The organism is Stenotrophomonas sp. I18B00994, assembly GCF_014145825.1.
Classification (GTDB): domain Bacteria; phylum Pseudomonadota; class Gammaproteobacteria; order Xanthomonadales; family Xanthomonadaceae; genus Stenotrophomonas; species Stenotrophomonas maltophilia.
The window spans coordinates 124,928-143,193 of the sequence record NZ_JACIUW010000004.1; the positions used below are offsets into that span (position 1 = coordinate 124,928).

General features: G+C 66.3%; 21 protein-coding genes and 1 tRNA gene. 15 read left to right on the top strand and 7 right to left on the bottom strand.

What is annotated here, in order from left to right; translation table 11 throughout:
* Positions 1-98 precede the first annotated feature (98 nt).
* The 5 genes from truB to H4O10_RS05900 all read left to right on the top strand — a co-directional run bounded on the left by truB (position 99) and on the right by H4O10_RS05900 (position 5,660).
* Positions 99-1,007, top strand: a complete 909-nt coding sequence (gene truB, locus H4O10_RS05880) for a tRNA pseudouridine(55) synthase TruB (protein ID WP_049452533.1) — start codon at positions 99-101, stop codon at positions 1,005-1,007.
* A 171-nt stretch (positions 1,008-1,178) separates the two neighbouring features.
* Positions 1,179-1,439: a 30S ribosomal protein S15 gene (gene rpsO / locus H4O10_RS05885; RefSeq protein ID WP_005410445.1), complete on the top strand. Its 261-nt coding sequence runs from the start codon at positions 1,179-1,181 to the stop codon at positions 1,437-1,439.
* Positions 1,440-1,590: 151 nt separating this feature from the next.
* Positions 1,591-3,699, top strand: coding sequence for a polyribonucleotide nucleotidyltransferase (gene pnp, locus H4O10_RS05890; protein ID WP_033835143.1), 2,109 nt, complete (start codon positions 1,591-1,593; stop codon positions 3,697-3,699).
* A 287-nt stretch (positions 3,700-3,986) separates the two neighbouring features.
* Complete coding sequence (locus tag H4O10_RS05895; RefSeq protein ID WP_049452534.1) at positions 3,987-5,177, top strand: glycoside hydrolase family 18 protein; 1,191 nt, start codon at positions 3,987-3,989, stop codon at positions 5,175-5,177.
* Between the two features lie 93 nt (positions 5,178-5,270).
* Positions 5,271-5,660, top strand: coding sequence for a VOC family protein (locus tag H4O10_RS05900; protein ID WP_343123212.1), 390 nt, complete (start codon positions 5,271-5,273; stop codon positions 5,658-5,660).
* Positions 5,661-5,789: 129 nt separating this feature from the next.
* On the opposite strand, the gene H4O10_RS05905 is transcribed toward H4O10_RS05900, so the two are convergent.
* The 3 genes from H4O10_RS05905 to H4O10_RS05915 are packed head-to-tail and all read right to left on the bottom strand — an operon-like array spanning position 5,790 to position 7,919.
* Positions 5,790-7,349 (bottom strand): PepSY-associated TM helix domain-containing protein, encoded by a 1,560-nt coding sequence (locus tag H4O10_RS05905; RefSeq protein WP_049452536.1) that lies wholly within the window; start codon positions 7,347-7,349, stop codon positions 5,790-5,792.
* A 10-nt stretch (positions 7,350-7,359) separates the two neighbouring features.
* Entirely contained in the window at positions 7,360-7,623 is a 264-nt protein-coding gene (locus tag H4O10_RS05910; RefSeq protein ID WP_049452537.1) for a hypothetical protein, read from the bottom strand.
* Positions 7,623-7,919, bottom strand: coding sequence for a hypothetical protein (locus H4O10_RS05915; protein ID WP_005410439.1), 297 nt, complete (start codon positions 7,917-7,919; stop codon positions 7,623-7,625). The genes H4O10_RS05910 and H4O10_RS05915 overlap by 1 nt, the downstream gene beginning before the upstream one ends.
* A gap of 429 nt (positions 7,920-8,348) precedes the next feature.
* Between H4O10_RS05915 and thrS the strand changes: the two genes are divergently transcribed.
* The 9 genes from thrS to H4O10_RS05960 all read left to right on the top strand — a co-directional run bounded on the left by thrS (position 8,349) and on the right by H4O10_RS05960 (position 16,173).
* Positions 8,349-10,250, top strand: a complete 1,902-nt coding sequence (gene thrS / locus H4O10_RS05920) for a threonine--tRNA ligase (RefSeq protein WP_049452538.1) — start codon at positions 8,349-8,351, stop codon at positions 10,248-10,250.
* Positions 10,251-10,313: 63 nt separating this feature from the next.
* Positions 10,314-10,841 (top strand): translation initiation factor IF-3, encoded by a 528-nt coding sequence (gene infC / locus H4O10_RS05925; RefSeq protein ID WP_074725076.1) that lies wholly within the window; start codon positions 10,314-10,316, stop codon positions 10,839-10,841.
* A gap of 264 nt (positions 10,842-11,105) precedes the next feature.
* Positions 11,106-11,303, top strand: a complete 198-nt coding sequence (rpmI, locus tag H4O10_RS05930; protein WP_005410436.1) for a 50S ribosomal protein L35 — start codon at positions 11,106-11,108, stop codon at positions 11,301-11,303.
* An 11-nt stretch (positions 11,304-11,314) separates the two neighbouring features.
* Entirely contained in the window at positions 11,315-11,674 is a 360-nt protein-coding gene (rplT, locus tag H4O10_RS05935) for a 50S ribosomal protein L20 (RefSeq protein ID WP_005410435.1), read from the top strand.
* A 192-nt stretch (positions 11,675-11,866) separates the two neighbouring features.
* A complete protein-coding gene (locus tag H4O10_RS05940; protein WP_005410434.1) occupies positions 11,867-12,862 on the top strand; it encodes a phenylalanine--tRNA ligase subunit alpha in 996 nt (331 codons plus the stop codon).
* 120 nt (positions 12,863-12,982) lie between these two features.
* Complete coding sequence (pheT, locus tag H4O10_RS05945; RefSeq protein ID WP_005410433.1) at positions 12,983-15,364, top strand: phenylalanine--tRNA ligase subunit beta; 2,382 nt, start codon at positions 12,983-12,985, stop codon at positions 15,362-15,364.
* A gap of 27 nt (positions 15,365-15,391) precedes the next feature.
* On the top strand, positions 15,392-15,691 hold the full coding sequence (locus H4O10_RS05950) for an integration host factor subunit alpha (protein ID WP_005410432.1): 300 nt from the start codon (positions 15,392-15,394) through the stop codon (positions 15,689-15,691).
* Positions 15,672-16,028 carry a MerR family transcriptional regulator gene (locus H4O10_RS05955; protein ID WP_005410431.1) on the top strand — a complete coding sequence of 119 codons (357 nt, stop codon included), beginning with the start codon at positions 15,672-15,674 and terminating at the stop codon, positions 16,026-16,028. The genes H4O10_RS05950 and H4O10_RS05955 overlap by 20 nt, the downstream gene beginning before the upstream one ends.
* Before the next feature lie 68 nt (positions 16,029-16,096).
* Positions 16,097-16,173: transfer RNA gene (locus H4O10_RS05960), tRNA-Pro, on the top strand.
* A 65-nt stretch (positions 16,174-16,238) separates the two neighbouring features.
* On the opposite strand, the gene H4O10_RS05965 is transcribed toward H4O10_RS05960, so the two are convergent.
* The 4 genes from H4O10_RS05965 to H4O10_RS05975 all read right to left on the bottom strand — a co-directional run bounded on the left by H4O10_RS05965 (position 16,239) and on the right by H4O10_RS05975 (position 17,624).
* The gene (locus H4O10_RS05965; RefSeq protein ID WP_049452539.1) at positions 16,239-16,679 is read right to left on the bottom strand and encodes a GNAT family N-acetyltransferase; all 441 of its coding nucleotides are present in this window, start codon (positions 16,677-16,679) and stop codon (positions 16,239-16,241) included.
* Positions 16,676-16,882: a DUF6713 family protein gene (locus H4O10_RS22390; protein WP_310734133.1), complete on the bottom strand. Its 207-nt coding sequence runs from the start codon at positions 16,880-16,882 to the stop codon at positions 16,676-16,678. The genes H4O10_RS05965 and H4O10_RS22390 overlap by 4 nt, the downstream gene beginning before the upstream one ends.
* A complete protein-coding gene (locus H4O10_RS05970) occupies positions 16,795-17,028 on the bottom strand; it encodes a DUF6713 family protein (protein ID WP_239667791.1) in 234 nt (77 codons plus the stop codon). The genes H4O10_RS22390 and H4O10_RS05970 overlap by 88 nt, the downstream gene beginning before the upstream one ends.
* An 86-nt stretch (positions 17,029-17,114) precedes the next feature.
* Positions 17,115-17,624 (bottom strand): DUF3011 domain-containing protein, encoded by a 510-nt coding sequence (locus H4O10_RS05975; protein WP_005410428.1) that lies wholly within the window; start codon positions 17,622-17,624, stop codon positions 17,115-17,117.
* 243 nt (positions 17,625-17,867) lie between these two features.
* Here H4O10_RS05975 and H4O10_RS05980 point away from each other — a divergent pair, with 243 nt between their 5' ends.
* Positions 17,868-18,263 carry a hypothetical protein gene (locus H4O10_RS05980; RefSeq protein ID WP_033833235.1) on the top strand — a complete coding sequence of 132 codons (396 nt, stop codon included), beginning with the start codon at positions 17,868-17,870 and terminating at the stop codon, positions 18,261-18,263.
* Positions 18,264-18,266 lie beyond the last annotated feature (3 nt).

The window sequence follows — 18,266 nt, forward strand, 5'->3', positions numbered from 1 at the left end:
GCCGGGCATGCCCGGCGTTGTTGCATTCCGGCTGCGCGATGTCTGATGCAGACCGCGCTGCGGCAGTCGAGCATGGCTCGACCCTACAAAATTCTGCCATGACCCGAATTCAGTTCCGCCGCCTGGATGGCATCCTGCTGCTCGACAAGTCGACCGGCATGAGTTCCAACGCCGCCCTGCAGGTAGCCCGCCGCCTGTTCCGCGCCGAGAAAGGGGGGCACACCGGCAGCCTTGACCCGCTGGCCACCGGTCTGCTGCCGCTGTGCTTCGGCGAGGCAACCAAGATCGCCGGCCTGCTGCTCGGCTCGGCCAAGGCCTACGACGCCGAGATCGTGCTGGGCCAGACCACCGATACTGACGATGCCGAAGGCCAGGTGCTGCTGCAGCGCCCGGTGCCGGCCATCAGTGCCGAAGCGCTGCAGGCCGCACTGGCGGGGCTGACCGGCAACATCCGCCAGCGTGCCCCGATCTATTCGGCGCTGAAGCGGGGCGGTGAGCCGCTGTATGTGAAGGCCCGCCGCGGCGATGTCATCGAAGCGCCCGAACGCGAGGTGCAGGTACATGCCATCGAGGTGCTGGAGCAGCAGCCGGAACGGTTGCGGCTGCGCGTGACCTGCGGCTCCGGCACCTACATCCGCAGCCTGGCCCGCGACCTGGGCGAGACGCTGGGCTGTGGTGCCCACATCAGCGCACTGCGCCGGCTCTGGGTCGAGCCGTTCCGTGAGCCGGTAATGGTCACCCTGGACCAGCTGCGGGCGATGGTCGAGGCGGGTGACGAGGCGGGCATGGACACGCTGCTGCTGCCGCTGGCGGCCGGCCTGGCCGAGTACCCGCGGGTCGACCTGGATGCCGACCAGGCCCACCGCTTCTGCGTCGGCCAGCGCCAGCGCGATCTGTCCTGGCCGCGTGGCCTGGTGGCGGTGTTTGGTCCGGACGACGCTGTCCAGGGCCTGGGCCAGGTCGACGAAAGCGGCCTGCTGGCCCCGCAGCGTCGTTTCAACCTCTGACGGGCCCGGGCGGTTCAGCCCCGGTCCTTGTCCCGGAAGCCCCCGACCGTTACAATTTCGCGGCCGTTTTCCGGCAGCCTGCCTGGCGCAGGTTTCATCCTCGTAGTCCACGGCGAGCCTGGCGGTGCGCGAAGCGCGTTCCTGCCGGCCACGCATCACAGAGAAAAAGAAATGTCGATCGACACCCAGAAGGTCATTGAAGACAACAAGCGCAGCTCGGCTGACACCGGCTCCCCGGAAGTCCAGGTTGCGCTGCTGACCGCCCGCATCGAACTGCTGACCGGCCACTTCAAGACCCACAAGAAGGACCACCACAGCCGCCGCGGCCTGCTGCAGATGGTCAACCGCCGTCGCAGCCTGCTCGACTACCTGAAGAAGAAGGACGTCGAGCGCTACAAGGCCCTGATCGAGAAGCTTGGCCTGCGTCGCTAAGCAACGAATCCCCCGCGGCGCAGCGATGCGCCGCGGTTTTGTTTTGTAGTACCGCAATCCCCGATTCAGGCCGGAACGATCCGGCCACCCGCTGGCGGCAAGGGTCGCCGACGGTCCAAATTCGCAGACAGCATCCCCAAGGACACCCTCCGTGGCAAAAATCACCAAAACCTTCCAGTACGGCAAGCACACCGTCACGCTTGAGACCGGCGAAGTCGCCCGTCAGGCCAGCGGCGCCGTCATCGTCAAGATGGACGACACCGTACTGCTGGTCACCGCCGTCGCCGCCAAGAGCGCGCGCGAAGGCCAGGACTTCTTCCCGCTGACCGTCGATTATCAGGAAAAGTTCTACGCCGGCGGCCGTATCCCGGGTGGTTTCTTCAAGCGTGAAGGCCGTGCGACCGAGAAGGAAACCCTGATCTCGCGTCTGATCGACCGTCCGATCCGTCCGCTGTTCCCGGAAGACTACAAGAACGAAGTGCAGATCATCGCCACGGTCATGTCGTTGAACCCGGACGTGGACGGCGACATCCCGGCCCTGATCGGTGCCTCCGCTGCCCTGGCCCTGGCCGGCACCCCGTTCATGGGTCCGATCGGCGCTGCCAAGGTCGGTTACAAGAACGGCGAGTACATCCTGAACCCGACCGTCAGCGAACTGGCTGACTCGCAGCTGGAACTGGTCGTCGCCGGTACCTCCAACGCCGTGCTGATGGTTGAATCCGAAGCCGCGCTGCTGTCCGAAGAAGTGATGCTGGGCGCCGTGACCTTCGGTCACCGCGAAATGCAGAAGGTCATCAACGCGATCAACGAGCTGACCGTCGAAGCCGGCACCAAGCCGTCGACCTGGGAAGCCCCGGCCAAGAACGACGCGCTGATCTCCGCCCTGAAGGAAGCCATCGGCCCGCGCCTGGGCGAAGCCTTCCAGGTGCGTGACAAGCTGCAGCGCCGCGACGCCATCTCGGCAATCAAGAAGGACGTGTTCGAAACCCTGGCTGGCCGCGTGGCCGCCGAAGGCTGGAACCCGGCCGAGCTGTCGAAGGAATTCGGCGAGCTGGAATACCGCACCATGCGTGACTCGGTGCTGGACACCAAGGTCCGTATCGACGGCCGTGCGCTGGACACCGTCCGCCCGATCGCCGTGAAGACCGGTGTGCTGCCGCGTACCCACGGTTCCTCGTTGTTCACCCGTGGCGAAACCCAGGCCATCGTGACCATCACCCTGGGCACCGCCCGTGACGGCCAGGTCATCGACGCCGTTGCCGGTGAGTACAAGGAAAACTTCCTGTTCCACTACAACTTCCCCCCGTTCTCGGTGGGTGAGTGCGGTCGCATGATGGGCCCGAAGCGCCGCGAAATCGGCCACGGTCGCCTGGCCAAGCGCGGCGTGCTGGCTGTCATGCCGTCGCTGGAAGCCTTCCCGTACACCATCCGCGTCGTCTCGGAAATCACCGAGTCGAACGGTTCCTCGTCGATGGCCTCGGTCTGCGGCTCGTCGCTGGCCCTGATGGACGCCGGCGTGCCGGTGAAGGCTCCGGTGGCCGGTATCGCCATGGGTCTGGTCAAGGAAGGCGAGCGCTTCGTCGTCCTGTCCGACATCCTGGGTGACGAAGATCACCTGGGCGACATGGACTTCAAGGTCGCCGGTACCGCTGAGGGCATTTCCGCCCTGCAGATGGACATCAAGATCGAAGGCATCACCGAAGAGATCATGAAGCAGGCCCTGCAGCAGGCCAAGGCTGGCCGTCTGCACATCCTGGGCGAAATGGCCCACGGCCTGACCGCTCCGCGTGAAGAGCTGTCGGACTACGCGCCGCGCCTGCTGACCATCAAGATCCACCCGGACAAGATCCGCGAAGTGATCGGCAAGGGTGGTTCGACCATCCAGGCCATCACCAAGGAAACCGGCACCCAGATCGACATCCAGGACGACGGCACCATCGTCATCGCTTCGGTCAACGCCATCGCTGCGCAGGCCGCCAAGGCCCGCATCGAGCAGATCACCTCGGACGTCGAACCGGGCCGCATCTATGAAGGCAAGGTCGCCAAGATCATGGACTTCGGTGCGTTCGTCACCATCCTGCCGGGCAAGGACGGTCTGGTCCACGTGTCGCAGATCTCCAGCGATCGCGTCGAGAAGGTCGGCGACGTGCTGAAGGAAGGCGATGTGGTCAAGGTCAAGGTGCTGGAAGTCGACAAGCAGGGCCGTATCCGCCTGTCGATGAAGGCCGTGGAAGAAGGCGGCGCCGCCAGCGCCGAGTAATCGACCTCCGGTCAATTACGGTAGGTGTCAACCTTGGTTGACACGCTTCTGGAATCGCTGAATTGAAAAAGCGGGCTTCGGCCCGCTTTTTCTTTGCCTCGCTGTTATGAAGAACCGCGCACCCAGGTCGTTGCATGTCCTGCCGCGGTGCACGAGAGGCGCTACGCAGCCATCGTTCTGTCGCGGTTGCGCGGATCGCACCTGTCCACTGGACGACATGCCGCGACAACCATCCCGCAGCTCCATCCGTTTGCTAACGTGGCTGCGCCTTCGAACCGGGAGATCCCATGTTCCGCCAGACCGTGGCCGTCCTTGCCGTGCTGATTGCCGGCACCCTGCCCATTGCCTTGCATGCCGCGCCCGCACAGCCGCCGATCTTCGGTGCCTACTACCCCGGCGGCTCGGCCGAGCGCTATCCGGTGTCGAGCATTCCGGCCGAGCGCCTGACCCACCTGTTCTACGCGTTCTCCACCATCGAGGACGGCCGCTGCACGGTCGGTGCGGAAGCGCCGAAGAATTTCGCCGCACTGGCCGAACTCAAGAAGGCGCATCCGCACCTGCGCACGCTGATTTCGATCGGTGGCTGGGGCGCGGGTGGATTCTCCGATGCAGCGCTGACCGAGGCCAGCCGCAGGCGCCTGGTCGATTCGTGCATGGCGCTGTTCTTCGAACGCCACGCCGGCAGCTTCGATGGCGTGGACATCGACTGGGAATTCCCGGTCAGTGGCGGACCGAAGGAGCTGGCGCATCGCCCGCAGGATCGCGCCAACCTGACCCGGCTTGCGCAGTCCTTCCGCCAGGCACTCGATGCACGCGGTCGCAAGGTGGGCCAGCCGATGCTGCTGACCGCCGCGTTGGCCGCCGGCCGCCTGCAGACCGACGGTCCCTATGATCCAGCGGCGAGCTACGACCTGCCGGCGCTGGCCAGGGTGTTCGATTTCATCAACCTGATGAGCTACGACATGGGCACCGGTTTCTCGGCGGTGTCGACCTTCAATGCGCCGCTGCATGAAGTGCCGGCCGATCCGCTGGCCCCGGAGCTGCGGCGCTGGAACAACGTGGCCGGCGCGGTGCAGTACTACCGCGAGCACGGCGTGCCGGCCGAGAAGCTGGTGCTGGGCGTACCCTTCTACGGGCGCGGCTTCAAGGTCACCGGCGATGCAGCGGATGGGCTGTACCAGTCCTACAGTGCGCCGGCCGATGCCGGCGACTGGCGGGTGATCAAGGCGCGCTATCTCGATCAGCCGGGTTGGACGAAACACTGGCAGCCGCAGGCGCAGAGCCCGTGGCTGTACAGCGCCGGGCAGAAGATCTTCATCAGCTATGAAGACCCGCGCTCGATCGGCCTGCGTGCGCAGTTCGCCCGTGAGCAGGGCCTGGCCGGGGTGTTCATGTGGGAGCTGACCGGCGACGACGAACAGGCCAGCCTGCTCAACGCCATGCTGGGCCCCTGGCAGAAGGCGCGCATCGGCGATTGAGCTGCATCAGGCGATGCCCGGCGCAATGCCGCAATGCCACTGGCCCAACCCCGCACAGCATCGCCACGCCCGCAGCGTTACGCTGCGGGCATGATCCATCTTGAACGCCTGGACCACCTGGTCCTCACCGTCGCCGACATCGACCGCAGCTGTGATTTCTACCAGCGCGTGCTCGGCATGCAGGTCGTGCGCTTCGGCGCGGGTCGTACCGCGTTGCAGTTCGGCCAGCAGAAGATCAATCTGCATGCGGCCAGTGCGCCACTGCAGCCGCATGCGCTGCGACCCACGCCGGGGAGTGCCGATCTGTGCCTGGTCACGCGCACAGTGATGGTCGATGTGCTGGCACACCTGCAGGCGCAGGCCATTGTGGTGGAGGAGGGGCCGGTCGCGCGTACCGGTGCGCTGGGACCGATCGAATCAGTGTACTTCCGCGACCCGGATGGCAACCTGATCGAAGTGAGTCGTTACCCCGGCGAGGCATGATCCTGCTTGGGTAGCGTCGAGCTTGCTCGACGGTGCTTGGCGCGAAATCAACAGCTGTCGAGCAAGCTCGACGCTACAGGGGGCGTTGCGCGCAATGGTAGTTAGCGCCGGGGCATGCCCGGCGAAGGCTCAGTTGGCCCAGACGCTGTTGGGATCGCCGTTGCGGGCGCGGCGCTGGCTGGCCACTGCCAGGCGGGCGAAGCCGAAGGCCATGGCCAGCGCGATGGCGTCGACCCAGAACAGCGGCCAGTGGCCACGCGCGGCGGCGCGCCAGAGCCAGTCACCATTGAGTGCGCCGTGCAGCACCGGTACCAGCGCGGTACTGATCGCCGCCGCCCACAGCAACTCGCGTGCGGCCTGCGCCGGGCGTCGCAGCGCGGCCCACAGCGCACAGGCCGCCCAACTGCCGAAGCAGGCCCAGCGGATGCCGCGATCGACCGCCGTCGGCGCCAGCCGCTCCAGCACCAGCGCGGTGACGAACGCGACCGAGATCGCCACGCACAGGCCGATGCACACGCCGACCGTCGCCCGCGCCATGTTCACCCCGGCGCGCGGCTGCTGCGGCTGGCGACGCTTGCGCCGCGACTCGATCCACAGCAGGTTGCCCGAATAGAACAGGAACGCACCGCCAAGGCCGAGCAGGAAGTACAGCCAGACCACCACGCCGTTGCCGAATTCGCCGAAGTGCAGCGCGTAGGCGGCGCTGAGCGTGGCGTGGTTGGCGTCGCGCTGGCCCGGCAGCTGCGAGGCCAGAACGTCGCCGGTGGCCACGTCCAGCGCCACCGCGCCAAGCGGGCCGAGCGTGCCGGTGGATTCGCCGGTGATCTCGATGGTGGCATTGGCATCGCCGGCATTGGCCAGCTTCAGGTAGGCCGGCTCGAAGTTGGCCACGCCCTGTGCGCGGGCGACTTCAAGCGCGCGCGCATGCAGCACGCGCAGGCTGCCCGGCGGTGCCGGAATGCCACTGGCATCGCGCACGGGCGCGGTGTCCATCGCCGTCGGCACCGCCTGCAGCGCCTTGCCGTCGTAGATCAACGGGTTGAGCAGGGCCATCTGCACGAACACCAGGCAGAGCAGGGCACCAGTGACCGCGAACATCAGGTGGAAAGGCAGGCTGAGCACGCCGATCACGTTGTGCGCGTCCTGCCACAGCTGCTTCAGGTTGCGGCCCGGGCGCAGCGCGAACAGGTCGCCGAACAGCCTCGGCAGGTGGATCACCAGGCCGCTCAGCAGCGCCATGCCATACAGCAGGCTGACGATGCCCATCACATAGATGCCGGCCACCGGCAGGCCGAGGCTGTAGTGCAGTTCGTTGACCAGTTCTGCCAGTCCGGTCTGCGGCGGCGAGGGGCTGCCGGCGATCTGGCCGGGCCAGGCATAGCGCCAGCTGCCGTCATCGGCCTGCCAGTATGCAAGCGGCTGCGGGTGTTCGGCGCCGGGGAAGGTCATGCCGACGTGGCGGCGTGCCTCCGGATGCGCAGCCAGCACGTCTTCCAGCAGGTACTGCGCATCGTCCAGCCCGGCGGGCAGTGCGGTGGCGGCTCCCGGGGTCTGCCACAGTGGCAGGTCGTGATGGAACAGGGTCAGCGCACCCGCATAGAAGGCCACGAAAAGGCCGAAGCCGGCGACCAGGCCGACCCAGGTGTGCAGGGTGGTGAACGTGCGCAGCGTCTGCGAACTGAACTTCATGGGGGAGCTCTCATTGCACCGCGCCGGTCAGGCGCAGCAGCCCGAGCACGGCGAAGCCGGCCGCGGCGCTGCCACCCAGCACCAGCCAGGCGCGCAGTGCGCTGCGGAAGCTGAACGCCCACAGGGCGGCCAGCATCCATAACGGGATGAAGGCGATCAGGGTCGGCACCAGTGCGCGCTGCCACGGGCCGGGCGGCAGCCAGGCCAGCAGGCCGGTGGCGGCGGCCGCAAGCAGGAAGCCAGCGATGATGCCGGCGATGGCGCGCGACCACATCACGGCGACTCCGTGCCCGGGCGATGCCAGGCGGCCAGCGCCGGCAGCAGCATCGCGGCGAGCATCCAGGTGCACAGCATCGCCACCAGACCGGCAGCGAAGCCGAGTTCGGCCATCCACAACCACAGGGCAGCAGCGGCGGCGACCAGGCCGATCTGGCGGCCGAGGCGACCGGCGCGGCGCAGGCGGGGCCAACGGCAGTGCGGCGAGGCGGCGTAGAAGGCCAGTGCCGAAAACATCGCTGCCAGCATGCCCAGGCTGCAGAAGCCCAGGGTGGAAAGGCCGACGGTGATCATTGCGGGCGGGCGCCGCGGCAGTGGGCCGGCGAACGCGGGGCACGGGCGGGGCCGGCGGGAGCCGGTCGGAGCGGGTGGCGCATCACGAGGTCCTGGGGGGAAGCGGGCAGGCTGGCACGGGGCGGGCTGCGCGGACATGGTAATCATTGCGTTTTCACGCCGCCAGCGCCGGCCATTCAGCGGACCGCACGGCAGCCCTTGGGCTTTCCGGTGCGCTGGTTTAAGATCGTCGCAGACTCCTGACTGGAACAAGGTGGCCCGCGCCCAGCGCCGGCCGAGCGTGCGACATGAGCACTACCACCGCCCACTGTTGACCTGCCCCCGAAGGCCCTGTGTTCCAGGCGCCCTCGCGGCGCTTTTTTATTGCCCGGGCCGCGGCCCGGGAACGCTTTCCAGCCCGCCCCGCGGGCCCCGCACGAAGCCACTGCGATGATCAACATTACCCTTCCCGACGGCAGCCGCCGCGAGTTCGAAAATCCCGTCAGCGTCATGGACGTCGCCCAGTCGATCGGTGCCGGCCTGGCCAAGGCCACCATCGCCGGTTCCGTCGATGGCGTGCTGGTCGATGCCAGCGACGTCATCGACCACGATGCCAGCCTGCGCATCATCACCGCCAAGGACGAGGAGGGCGTGGAGATCATCCGCCACTCCTGCGCCCACCTGGTCGGCCACGCCGTCAAGCAGCTCTACCCGGACGTGAAGATGGTGATCGGCCCGGTGATCGCCGAGGGCTTCTACTACGACATCTATTCCGAGCGCCCGTTCACGCCGGACGACATGGCCGCGATCGAGAAGCGCATGGGTGAACTGATCGCCCAGGACTACGACGTCATCAAGAAGATGACGCCGCGCGCCGAGGTGATCGAGATCTTCAAGGCCCGTGGCGAGGACTACAAGCTGCGCCTGATCGAAGACATGTCCGACGACATCCAGGCGATGGGCATGTACTACCACCAGGAATACGTGGACATGTGCCGGGGCCCGCACGTGCCGAACACGCGCTTCCTGAAGGCCTTCAAGCTGACCCGCATCTCCGGCGCCTACTGGCGCGGCGACGCGCAGAACGAGCAGCTGCAGCGCATCTACGGCACCGCCTGGGCCGACAAGAAGCAGCTCGAGGCGTACATCAAGCGCATCGAAGAAGCTGAAATGCGCGACCACCGCCGCATCGGCAAGCAGCAGGACCTGTTCCACCTGCAGGAAGAAGCACCGGGCCTGGTGTTCTGGCACCCGAAGGGCTGGGCGCTGTGGCAGGTGGTCGAGCAGTACATGCGCAAGGTCTACCGCAACAGCGGCTATGGCGAAGTGCGCTGCCCGCAGATCCTGGACGTGAGCCTGTGGAAGAAGTCCGGTCACTGGGACAACTACCAGGACAACATGTTCTTCACCGAATCGGAGAAGCGCACATACGCGGTCAAGCCGATGAACTGCCCGGGCCACATCCAGGTGTTCAACCAGGGCCTGCACAGCTACCGCGACCTGCCGATCCGCTATGGTGAGTTCGGTTCCTGCCATCGCAACGAGCCGTCCGGCGCGCTGCACGGCATCCTGCGCGTGCGTGGCTTCACCCAGGACGACGGCCACGTGTTCTGCACGGAAAACCAGATCGAGTCGGAAGTGACTGCCTTCCACCAGCAGGCGCTGGCGGTCTACCAGCACTTCGGTTTCGACGAGATCCAGATCAAGATCGCGCTGCGCCCGGAATCGCGCTTGGGTGACGACGCCACCTGGGACAAGGCCGAAGGCGCGCTGCGCTCGGCGCTGACCGCCTGTGGCGTGGAATGGCAGGAGCTGCCGGGCGAGGGCGCCTTCTACGGCCCGAAGATCGAGTACCACCTGAAGGATGCCATCGGCCGTACCTGGCAGCTGGGCACCATGCAGGTGGACTTCATGATGCCGGGCCGCCTGGGCGCCGAGTACGTGGACGAGAACAGCCAGAAGAAGCACCCGGTCATGCTGCACCGCGCCATCGTCGGCTCGATGGAGCGCTTCCTGGGCATCCTGATCGAGCACCATGCCGGTCAGTTCCCGGCCTGGCTGGCGCCGACCCAGGTGGTGGTGGCCAACATCACCGACGCCCAGGCCGACTACGTCTCGGGCGTGACCAAAACCCTTGCGGAGCAAGGCTTCCGCGTCAGCTCGGATTTGCGTAACGAGAAGATCGGCTATAAAATCCGCGAGCATACGTTGCAGCGCGTGCCCTACCTGCTGGTCATCGGTGACCGCGAGAAGGAAAATGGGGCTGTGGCGGTGCGTACGCGTTCTGGCGAAGACCTGGGCAGCATGAGCCTGCAGGCCTTCATCGAGCGGCTCCACGCCGAGGGCGCGTAAGCAAAGGTCCGGTCCGGGCGCACAGGCACCCGGACCGGTTCGATACCCTTGGGAGAACGTAATATCAGCACCCCTGACAACAAACAGAACCGCAAGAATCAGGAAATCCGTGTGCCGCGCGTCCGCGTGATCGGCAGTGACGGAGAAATGATCGGCGTGTTGTCGCGCGACGAAGCGCTGTCCATGGCCGAAGATGAAGGCCTGGACCTGGTCGAGATCCAGCCGCAGGCCGATCCGCCGGTCTGCAAGATCATGGACTTCGGCAAGTTCAAGTTCGAAGCGCAGAAGAAGGCCAGCGAGGCCAAGAAGAAGACCAAGCAGGTCGAGATCAAGGAAGTGAAGTTCCGTCCGGTCACGGACGAGGGCGACTACCAGATCAAGCTGCGCAAGATGCGCGGGTTCCTCGAAGATGGTGACAAGATCAAGGTCAACATCCGTTTCCGTGGCCGTGAAATGAGCCACCAGGAACTGGGCCGCGAAATGGCCAACCGGATCGAGACCGATCTGGGCGAGGACATCGTCATTGAATCCCGTCCGCGCCTGGAAGGGCGTCAGATGGTCATGATGATCGCGCCGAAGAAGAAGACCTGAGGCCTGACGGGCCGCCTTCCGGGGCGCCTGGCTGAAGGGTTCAGGTAAGGGGACGCCGCTGGCGTCCCTTTGCTTTTGCAGGACGCCGGTGAATCGCCGGTAAAGGGTTGCAGGGGCTGGTGGCAGGGCGGTTTTGCCTGTATCATGCCCGGCTCGACCCACCCAGGACGGGTCGTACGCCGATCATGGCAGGACGGAAAGAGCGGCCCAGGCCGCCGCCAGATCAGTCAGAAACCAGGGTCATATCCCATCAAGGACATTGCAATGCCCAAGATCAAGACCAACCGGGCAGCGGCCAAGCGTTTCCGCAAGACCGCCTCGGGCAAGTACAAGTGCGGCCACGCCAACCGTAGCCACATCCTCACGAAGAAAGCGACCAAGCGTAAGCGTAATCTGCGTCAGACGGGCCATGTCCGTGCAGAAGACGCAGGCCGTCTGGACCGCATGCTCCCTTACCTCTGAGGAACTGAAAAATGGCACGAGTTAAGCGTGGCGTACAGGCGCGTCGCCGCCACAAGAAAATCCTGGATCTCGCCAAGGGCTATTACAACGCCCGCCGCAAGGTCTTCCGCGTCGCCAAGCAGGCGGTCATCAAGGCACAGCAGTACGCCTACATCGGCCGTAAGCAGAAGAAGCGCAACTTCCGTTCGCTGTGGATCACCCGTATCAATGCGGCTGCCCGCATCAACGGCCTGAGCTACAGCCGCTTCATGAACGGTCTGCTGAAGGCCGGCATCACCCTGGATCGCAAGGTCCTGGCTGACATCGCCGTGCACGACGCAGCCGGTTTTGCTGCGCTGGCCGAAAAGGCCAAGGGCGCGCTGGCGGCATAAGTCCTTCCCGATGCCGTAACCGTTCACTCGGACGGTGTCAGGTCAAGGCAATGCATGGGGAAGGGCGCAAGTCCTTCCCCATTCTTTTTTGGGTCCCGGCGAGGCCACGACGGCAGCGCGGGGACGGCGGTGGCGACAGGGGTCGGCCCTTCGCGCATCGCGATGGCAGATCGACTGGAGTTCCAGCCCCCCATGAGCGACATCCAATCCCTCACCACCCAGGCGCTGGCCGATGTGGCCGCCGCACAGAGCCCCGACGTGCTGGAGCAGCTGCGCGTGGCCCTGCTTGGCAAGAGCGGCAGCATCACCTCGCAGCTCAAGCAGCTCGGTGCCCTGCCGGCCGACGAGCGCAAGGCCGCCGGTGAAGCGATCAACCAGGCCCGCGACGTGCTGACCCGCGCGCTGGGCGAGCGCAAGGCGCTGCTGGAAGACGCGGCACTGGATGCGCGCCTGGCCGCCGAAGCCATCGACATCACCCTGCCGGGCCGCAATGGCGACCGTGCCGGCCTGCACCCGATCACCCGCACCCTGGAGCGCATCACCGGCATCTTCGGCCGGCTGGGCTACGAGCTGTCGGAAGGGCCGGAGATCGAGGACGACTGGCATAACTTCGAGGCGCTGAACTTCCCGCCGCACCACCCGGCGCGCGCCATGCATGACACCTTCTACTTCGGCGACGGCCGCCTCCTGCGTACGCATACCTCCGGTGTGCAGGTGCGCTACATGGGCGACCACGCGCCGCCGCTGCGCATGATCGCCGCCGGCAAGGTCTACCGCAGCGACAGCGACCAGACCCACTCGCCGATGTTCCACCAGGTGGAAGGCCTGCTGGTGGACGAGCATTCGACCTTCGCCGACCTGAAGGGCACGTTGGCCGAGTTCGTGCGCGCGTTCTTCGAGCGCGACTTCGAGATGCGTTTCCGTCCCAGCTATTTCCCGTTCGTTGAACCGGGCGCGGAAGTGGACATCGCCTGGCAGCAGCCCGATGGCAGCACCCGCTGGCTGGAAGTGCTCGGCTGCGGCATGGTCCATCCGAACGTGCTGCGCAATGTCGGCATCGATCCGGAGCGCTACACCGGCTTCGCCTTCGGCATGGGCGTGGAGCGTTTCGCGATGCTGCGCTACGGCGTCAACGACCTGCGCGCGTTCTTCGAGAACGATGTGCGGTTCCTGAAGCAGTTCGCGTAAGCCGCAACCGTGTAGAGCCGAGCCCTGCTCGGCTGCTTTCTGGATGGACGCCTGCTTGCGCATGCGCTGGGCGACCCCAAAAACCGCAACGGGAGGCACGCCTCCCACCAGGGTGACACCATGAAATTCTCCGAAAACTGGCTGCGCAGCCACGTCCCGACCTCCGCCTCGCGCGATGAGCTGAGCGCGGTGCTGACCGCCATCGGCCTGGAAGTGGAAGAAGTAACCGCGCTTGGCGAAGGCCTCGATCACGTGGTCGTGGCACGCATCGTTGAAGCCGTGCGCCATCCGGAAGCCGACCGCCTGCAGGTGTGCAGGGTCGATGCCGGGCAGGGCGAACTGCTGCAGATCGTGTGTGGCGCACCGAACGCACGCCCGGGCCTGGTCGCGCCGCTGGCGATGGTTGGTGCGCAGATCGGCGAGCTGAAGATCAAACCGGCCAAGCTGCGTGGCGTCGAGTCCAACGGCATGCTGTGCTCGGCCAAGGAGCTGGGCCTGGACAGCGATGCGTCCGGCCTGCTGGAACTGCCGGACGATGCCCCGATCGGCCAGACCCTGGTCGAGTACCTGGGCCTGCCGGACGCCAGCATCGAGATCAAGCTGACCCCGAACCGCGCCGACTGCTTCAGCCTGCGCGGCATCGCCTACGACGTCGCTGCGGCCACCCGCAGTGAAGTGTTGGACTTCGCTGCCGACGCCATTCCGGCAGTCGGCAGCCGTGAGTTGAGCATCCAGCTCGACGCCGGCGCCGAAGCGCCGCGTTACCTGGGCCGTGTCATCGAAGGCGTCAATGCTGCCGCCAGGACCCCGCTGTGGATGGCCGAGCGCCTGCGCCGCAGCGGCGTGCGTCCGGTCTCGCTGCTGGTCGACATCACCCAGTACGTGATGCTGGAGCTGGGCCAGCCGATGCACGCGTACGACCTGGGCACCCTGCAGGGCAGCATCGCCGTGCGCCGTTCGCGCGCGGGCGAGACGCTGAAGCTGCTGGACGGCCGCGATGCTGCGCTGGACGACAGCTTCCTCGTGGTCACCGATGCTGACCGTGCGGTCGGCCTGGCCGGCCTGATGGGCGGCTTCGACACCCGCGTCACCGACGCGACCACCGCCGTGTTCCTGGAAGCCGCGCACTTCGCGCCGGCCGCGATCATGGGCCGTGGCCGCAAGCTGGGCCTGCACACCGATGCCGGCCATCGCTTCGAGCGCGGCGTCGATCCGGCGCTGCCGCGCACCGCGATCGAGTACGCCACCCGCCTGGTGCTGGACCTGGCCGGCGGTACCCCGGCACCGGTCACCGAGGCCGTGCGTGAAGCCGATCTGCCGCAGCCGGCGACCATCGTGCTGCGCCGCGCCCGCATCACCCGCGTGCTCGGCATCAGCATCGACGATGCCGAAGTCGAGCGCATCCTGCGCGCGCTTGGCATGGACGTGGTTGCCACCGCCGAGGGCTGGCAGGTCACGGCGCCGAGCCGCCGCTTCGACATCGCCATCGAAGAAGACCTGATCGAAGAGCTGGCCCGCATCCACGGTTACGAGCAGATCCCGACCACGCTGCCGGGCGGTGCCTCACGCGTGGCGATGCCGAGCGAGACCCAGCTGGACGCGCTGAGCGTGCGCCGCCAGCTGATCGCCCGTGACCAGCAGGAAACCGTCAACTTCGCCTTCGTCGACGACGCGCTGCTGACCCAGTGGCAGCTGCGCGACGGTCTGGTGCCGCTGGCCAACCCGCTGTCGGCGGAACTGGCGGTGATGCGTCCGTCGCTGCTGCCGGGCCTGGTCGCCACGCTTGGCCGCAATGCCGCGCGCCAGCTGGGCCGCGTGCGCCTGTTCGAGATCGGCCGTGTGTTTGCCCAGCAGAGCGGAGACGGCCAACCGGCGCCGCTGGAAACCCCGCGCGTGGCCGCTGCGGTCTGCGGTGAGGCGCAGGCGGTGCAGTGGGGCCTGCCGACCCGCAAGGTCGATTTCCATGACCTGAAGGGCGACCTGGAATCGCTGGCGGCTGCCAGTGGCGCGCAGCTGGAGTTCCGTCCGTCGGCCCGCGCCTACGGCCACCCGGCGCGTTCGGCCGAGGTGTTCCGCGATGGCGTGGCCATCGGCTGGATCGGCCAGATCCATCCGCGCCTGGCGCGGGCGATGGAGATCGAAGCCGACGTGTACGCCTTCGAGCTGGACCTGGAGCCGCTGACCGCCCGTCGCCTGCCGCGTGCCGGCGAGCTGTCGCGCTTCCCGGCGGTGCGCCGCGACCTGGCGTTCCTGGTGCCTGAGCAGGTGGCCTGGGCCGACCTGGCGGCGACCGTCCGCCAGGCCGCCGGCCCGCTGCTGCGCGACCTGAACCTGTTCGACCGCTATGTTGGCCAGGGCGTCGAGCCGGGCTTCAAGAGTCTCGCTATGGGCTTGATTTTGCAGGACAAGTCGCGCACTCTGACGGACCGCGACGTGGATGCGGTGGTGGCCGAGGCGGTCACTGCCATCGAGCGTGAACACCACGCCCGGATCCGCGGCTGAGCGGGCAGCACTCGGGGGTAGCAGGCAATGGCATTGACCAAGGCGGAGATGGCGGAAAAGCTGTTCGACGAAGTCGGTCTGAACAAGCGTGAAGCCAAGGAATTCGTCGACGCGTTTTTCGATGTGCTGCGTGAAGCATTGGAACAGGGACGTCAGGTGAAGCTGTCGGGCTTCGGTAATTTCGATCTGCGGCGCAAGAACCAGCGCCCGGGTCGCAACCCCAAGACCGGCGAGGAAATTCCGATTTCCGCCCGTACGGTGGTCACCTTCCGTCCGGGCCAGAAGCTCAAGGAGAGGGTGGAGGCTTATGCTGGATCCGGGCAGTAACCGCGAACTACCGCCGATCCCGGCCAAGCGCTACTTCACCATTGGTGAGGTCAGCGAGCTGTGCGACGTCAAGCCGCACGTCCTGCGCTACTGGGAAACCGAGTTTCCCAGCCTTGAGCCGGCCAAGCGCCGAGGCAATCGCCGCTACTACCAGCGCCATGACGTGCTGATGGTGCGGCAGATCCGCAGCCTGCTGTACGAACAGGGCTACACCATCGGTGGTGCACGCCTGCGCCTGGATGGCCCCGATGCCCGCGAGGAATCGGCGCTGAGCAACCAGATCATCAAGCAGGTGCGCATGGAGCTGGAAGAAGTGCTGCAGTTGTTGCGCCGCTGATCCCATTTCCATCGTAATCCGCTATACTTCACGGCCCGCCGCACTGGCGGGCACATCGCAGCATCAGTCGGGGCGTAGCGCAGCCTGGTAGCGCATCTGCCTGGGGGGCAGAGGGTCGTCGGTTCGAATCCGGCCGTCCCGACCACTGTGATGAATCAAGGAGCCTGCGCAGCAATGCGCGGGCTTTTTTGTGCGTTCTGTAGATGCTGATCAGTCTTCCGCGAAGCGGTAGATGAGTTCCGGATCGCCTTCATCCAGGCCATGCACGATGCCGCTGCCCACGAAGCCGGCGGCAGCGAGCAGGCGTTGCATGCCCGTGTTGGAGGCATTGGTCGAGGTGAACAGCTTGCCGCCAACGCGCCACGTGATCGCGTGCCGCAGCAGGATGGCGCCGATGCCCTGGCTGCGCTGTTCGCGCGCCACCCTCAACATTTCAATGAAGGCTTCGCCAAAGAAGTGGTGATGGATGACCAGGTAGCCGACGATCTTGCCGTCCTGCTCGGCGACCTGCACGACGCCGTGCGCCAGCCAGTCGGCAATCTGCATGATCCGCCGTGGATCAGTGGCTGTCACGCTGTCGAGCGCGATCAAGGCATCTGCGTCCTGCGGAATGCCGTCGCGCAGGTGCGGAGAAGAGGACGTCCGGTTCATCGCGGGCGCAGCTTCAGCAACAGGCCGCCACCCGGCACAAAGCCGGCGAGCAGGACGGCAATCGACAGCGGCAGGTGGAATTCACTGCGACCGAACAGGGCAAAGGCCAGATGGATCAGTGCCGTGCCAATGCCGAGCCCCCGCAAGCCAGTGCATAGCTGCGCGCCGTGGATGTGCCCAGCACGATCTGGCGATAACCCCAAAGCACGGCGCCGACTGCGAACAGGTTGAACAGCAGGAAGCCCTGGATGCCACCGGGGACATGGAACATGGCCCATTCCTGCCAGAATGCAGCGTCGATCTGATGCAGGATCAACGCCAGCAGCGTCGCCAGATACCATCGTTCCATGTCGTGCTCCCTGCCGTGCAGGCCATAGTCTATCGACGCCGCCTGGCACGCACGCCTGCTCGATGCAGCCAGCGCGCGGCCGGCAGTCAATACACCCGGAACTCGGCACGGCAGCCGTCGCTGACCCACACCCCACGGCGGTCCCAGCCCCAGTTGCGGTCCTCGATGCAGGCTGTCACCGATTTCTGCCTGACCAGCCGTACCTCATGGCGCACGCGAATCCGGCACTCCTTGTCCTTGTTCTCGTAGGACTCGCAGACCAGGCGTTCGCCCTCGTTGTCGCGATCACGGCTGCGGCCACGTCCCGGCCAGCGGCCGTGTTCGTCGGCAACGAACTCGGCGCGGCAGCCGTCGGTCACCCACAGCATGCGCCGGCTCTGGCCCCAGTTCTGGTCTTCCACGCAACGGGTCACCGACAGCTGCCTGGCCAGGCGCATCGGTCCCTCGATGGGGCATTGCTCGGTCTTGTTGAACTGGGATTCGCAGCGCAGCGCTGGAATGTGATCAGTGTCGTAGTCCTGGGCGGCCACGGCGGTGGCGGCCAGCAGCAGGGCAAGGGCGGCGCCGGTGATCGGCAGCAGCGGGCGAAGGGTCATGGGGGAGCCTCGGGCGGGGATTCGGGCGGCAAGAATGACCCAGCACGGGGCCGTCGGAACGCATCGTTCCGGAAGCGGCTCAGGAGGGATTTAGTAGTGCGCACCAGCCCATGCAGAGGCTTACATCCCGTATCATCGCTGCACATCCGATCGCATCGGTTTACACCTTCTTACATGTCTTCCACGCCTGTCGGCGCAGCCTGTGGCTGCCGTCACTGGTGTGCGGGCGGCCTGTGGAGGAGGATGCGCGGACCACGACGACCACAGGGGGTTGCGTTGATCAGCAGTACCGTCATTCATCGCTCGGCCGACGCAGGTGGCGCCGAGGTGCGGGTCCTGGACACTACGTTCAAGGGCAAGCATGTGTTCGTTGCCTGGGGGCTGCGCGGGCCGGAACTGACCCGCAGCGCGGACCCGGCTGCCACTGTGGCTGCGCGCAAGGCATTGCATGCTGTTGCCGGGCATAGTGAAGGGCCGCGCAGCCCGGAAGTGTTCATCGCCAACCAGTCGGCGGTGGCGATCACGATCTATCGGCTGCTTACCGAAGCACGCTCCGGTGACGCCATCTTCTTCCTGTGCGATTCACCGGCGGTGGTCGAGTGGCTGATCACCGCGCTGGAGGTGCAGGGCGCGGACTGATTC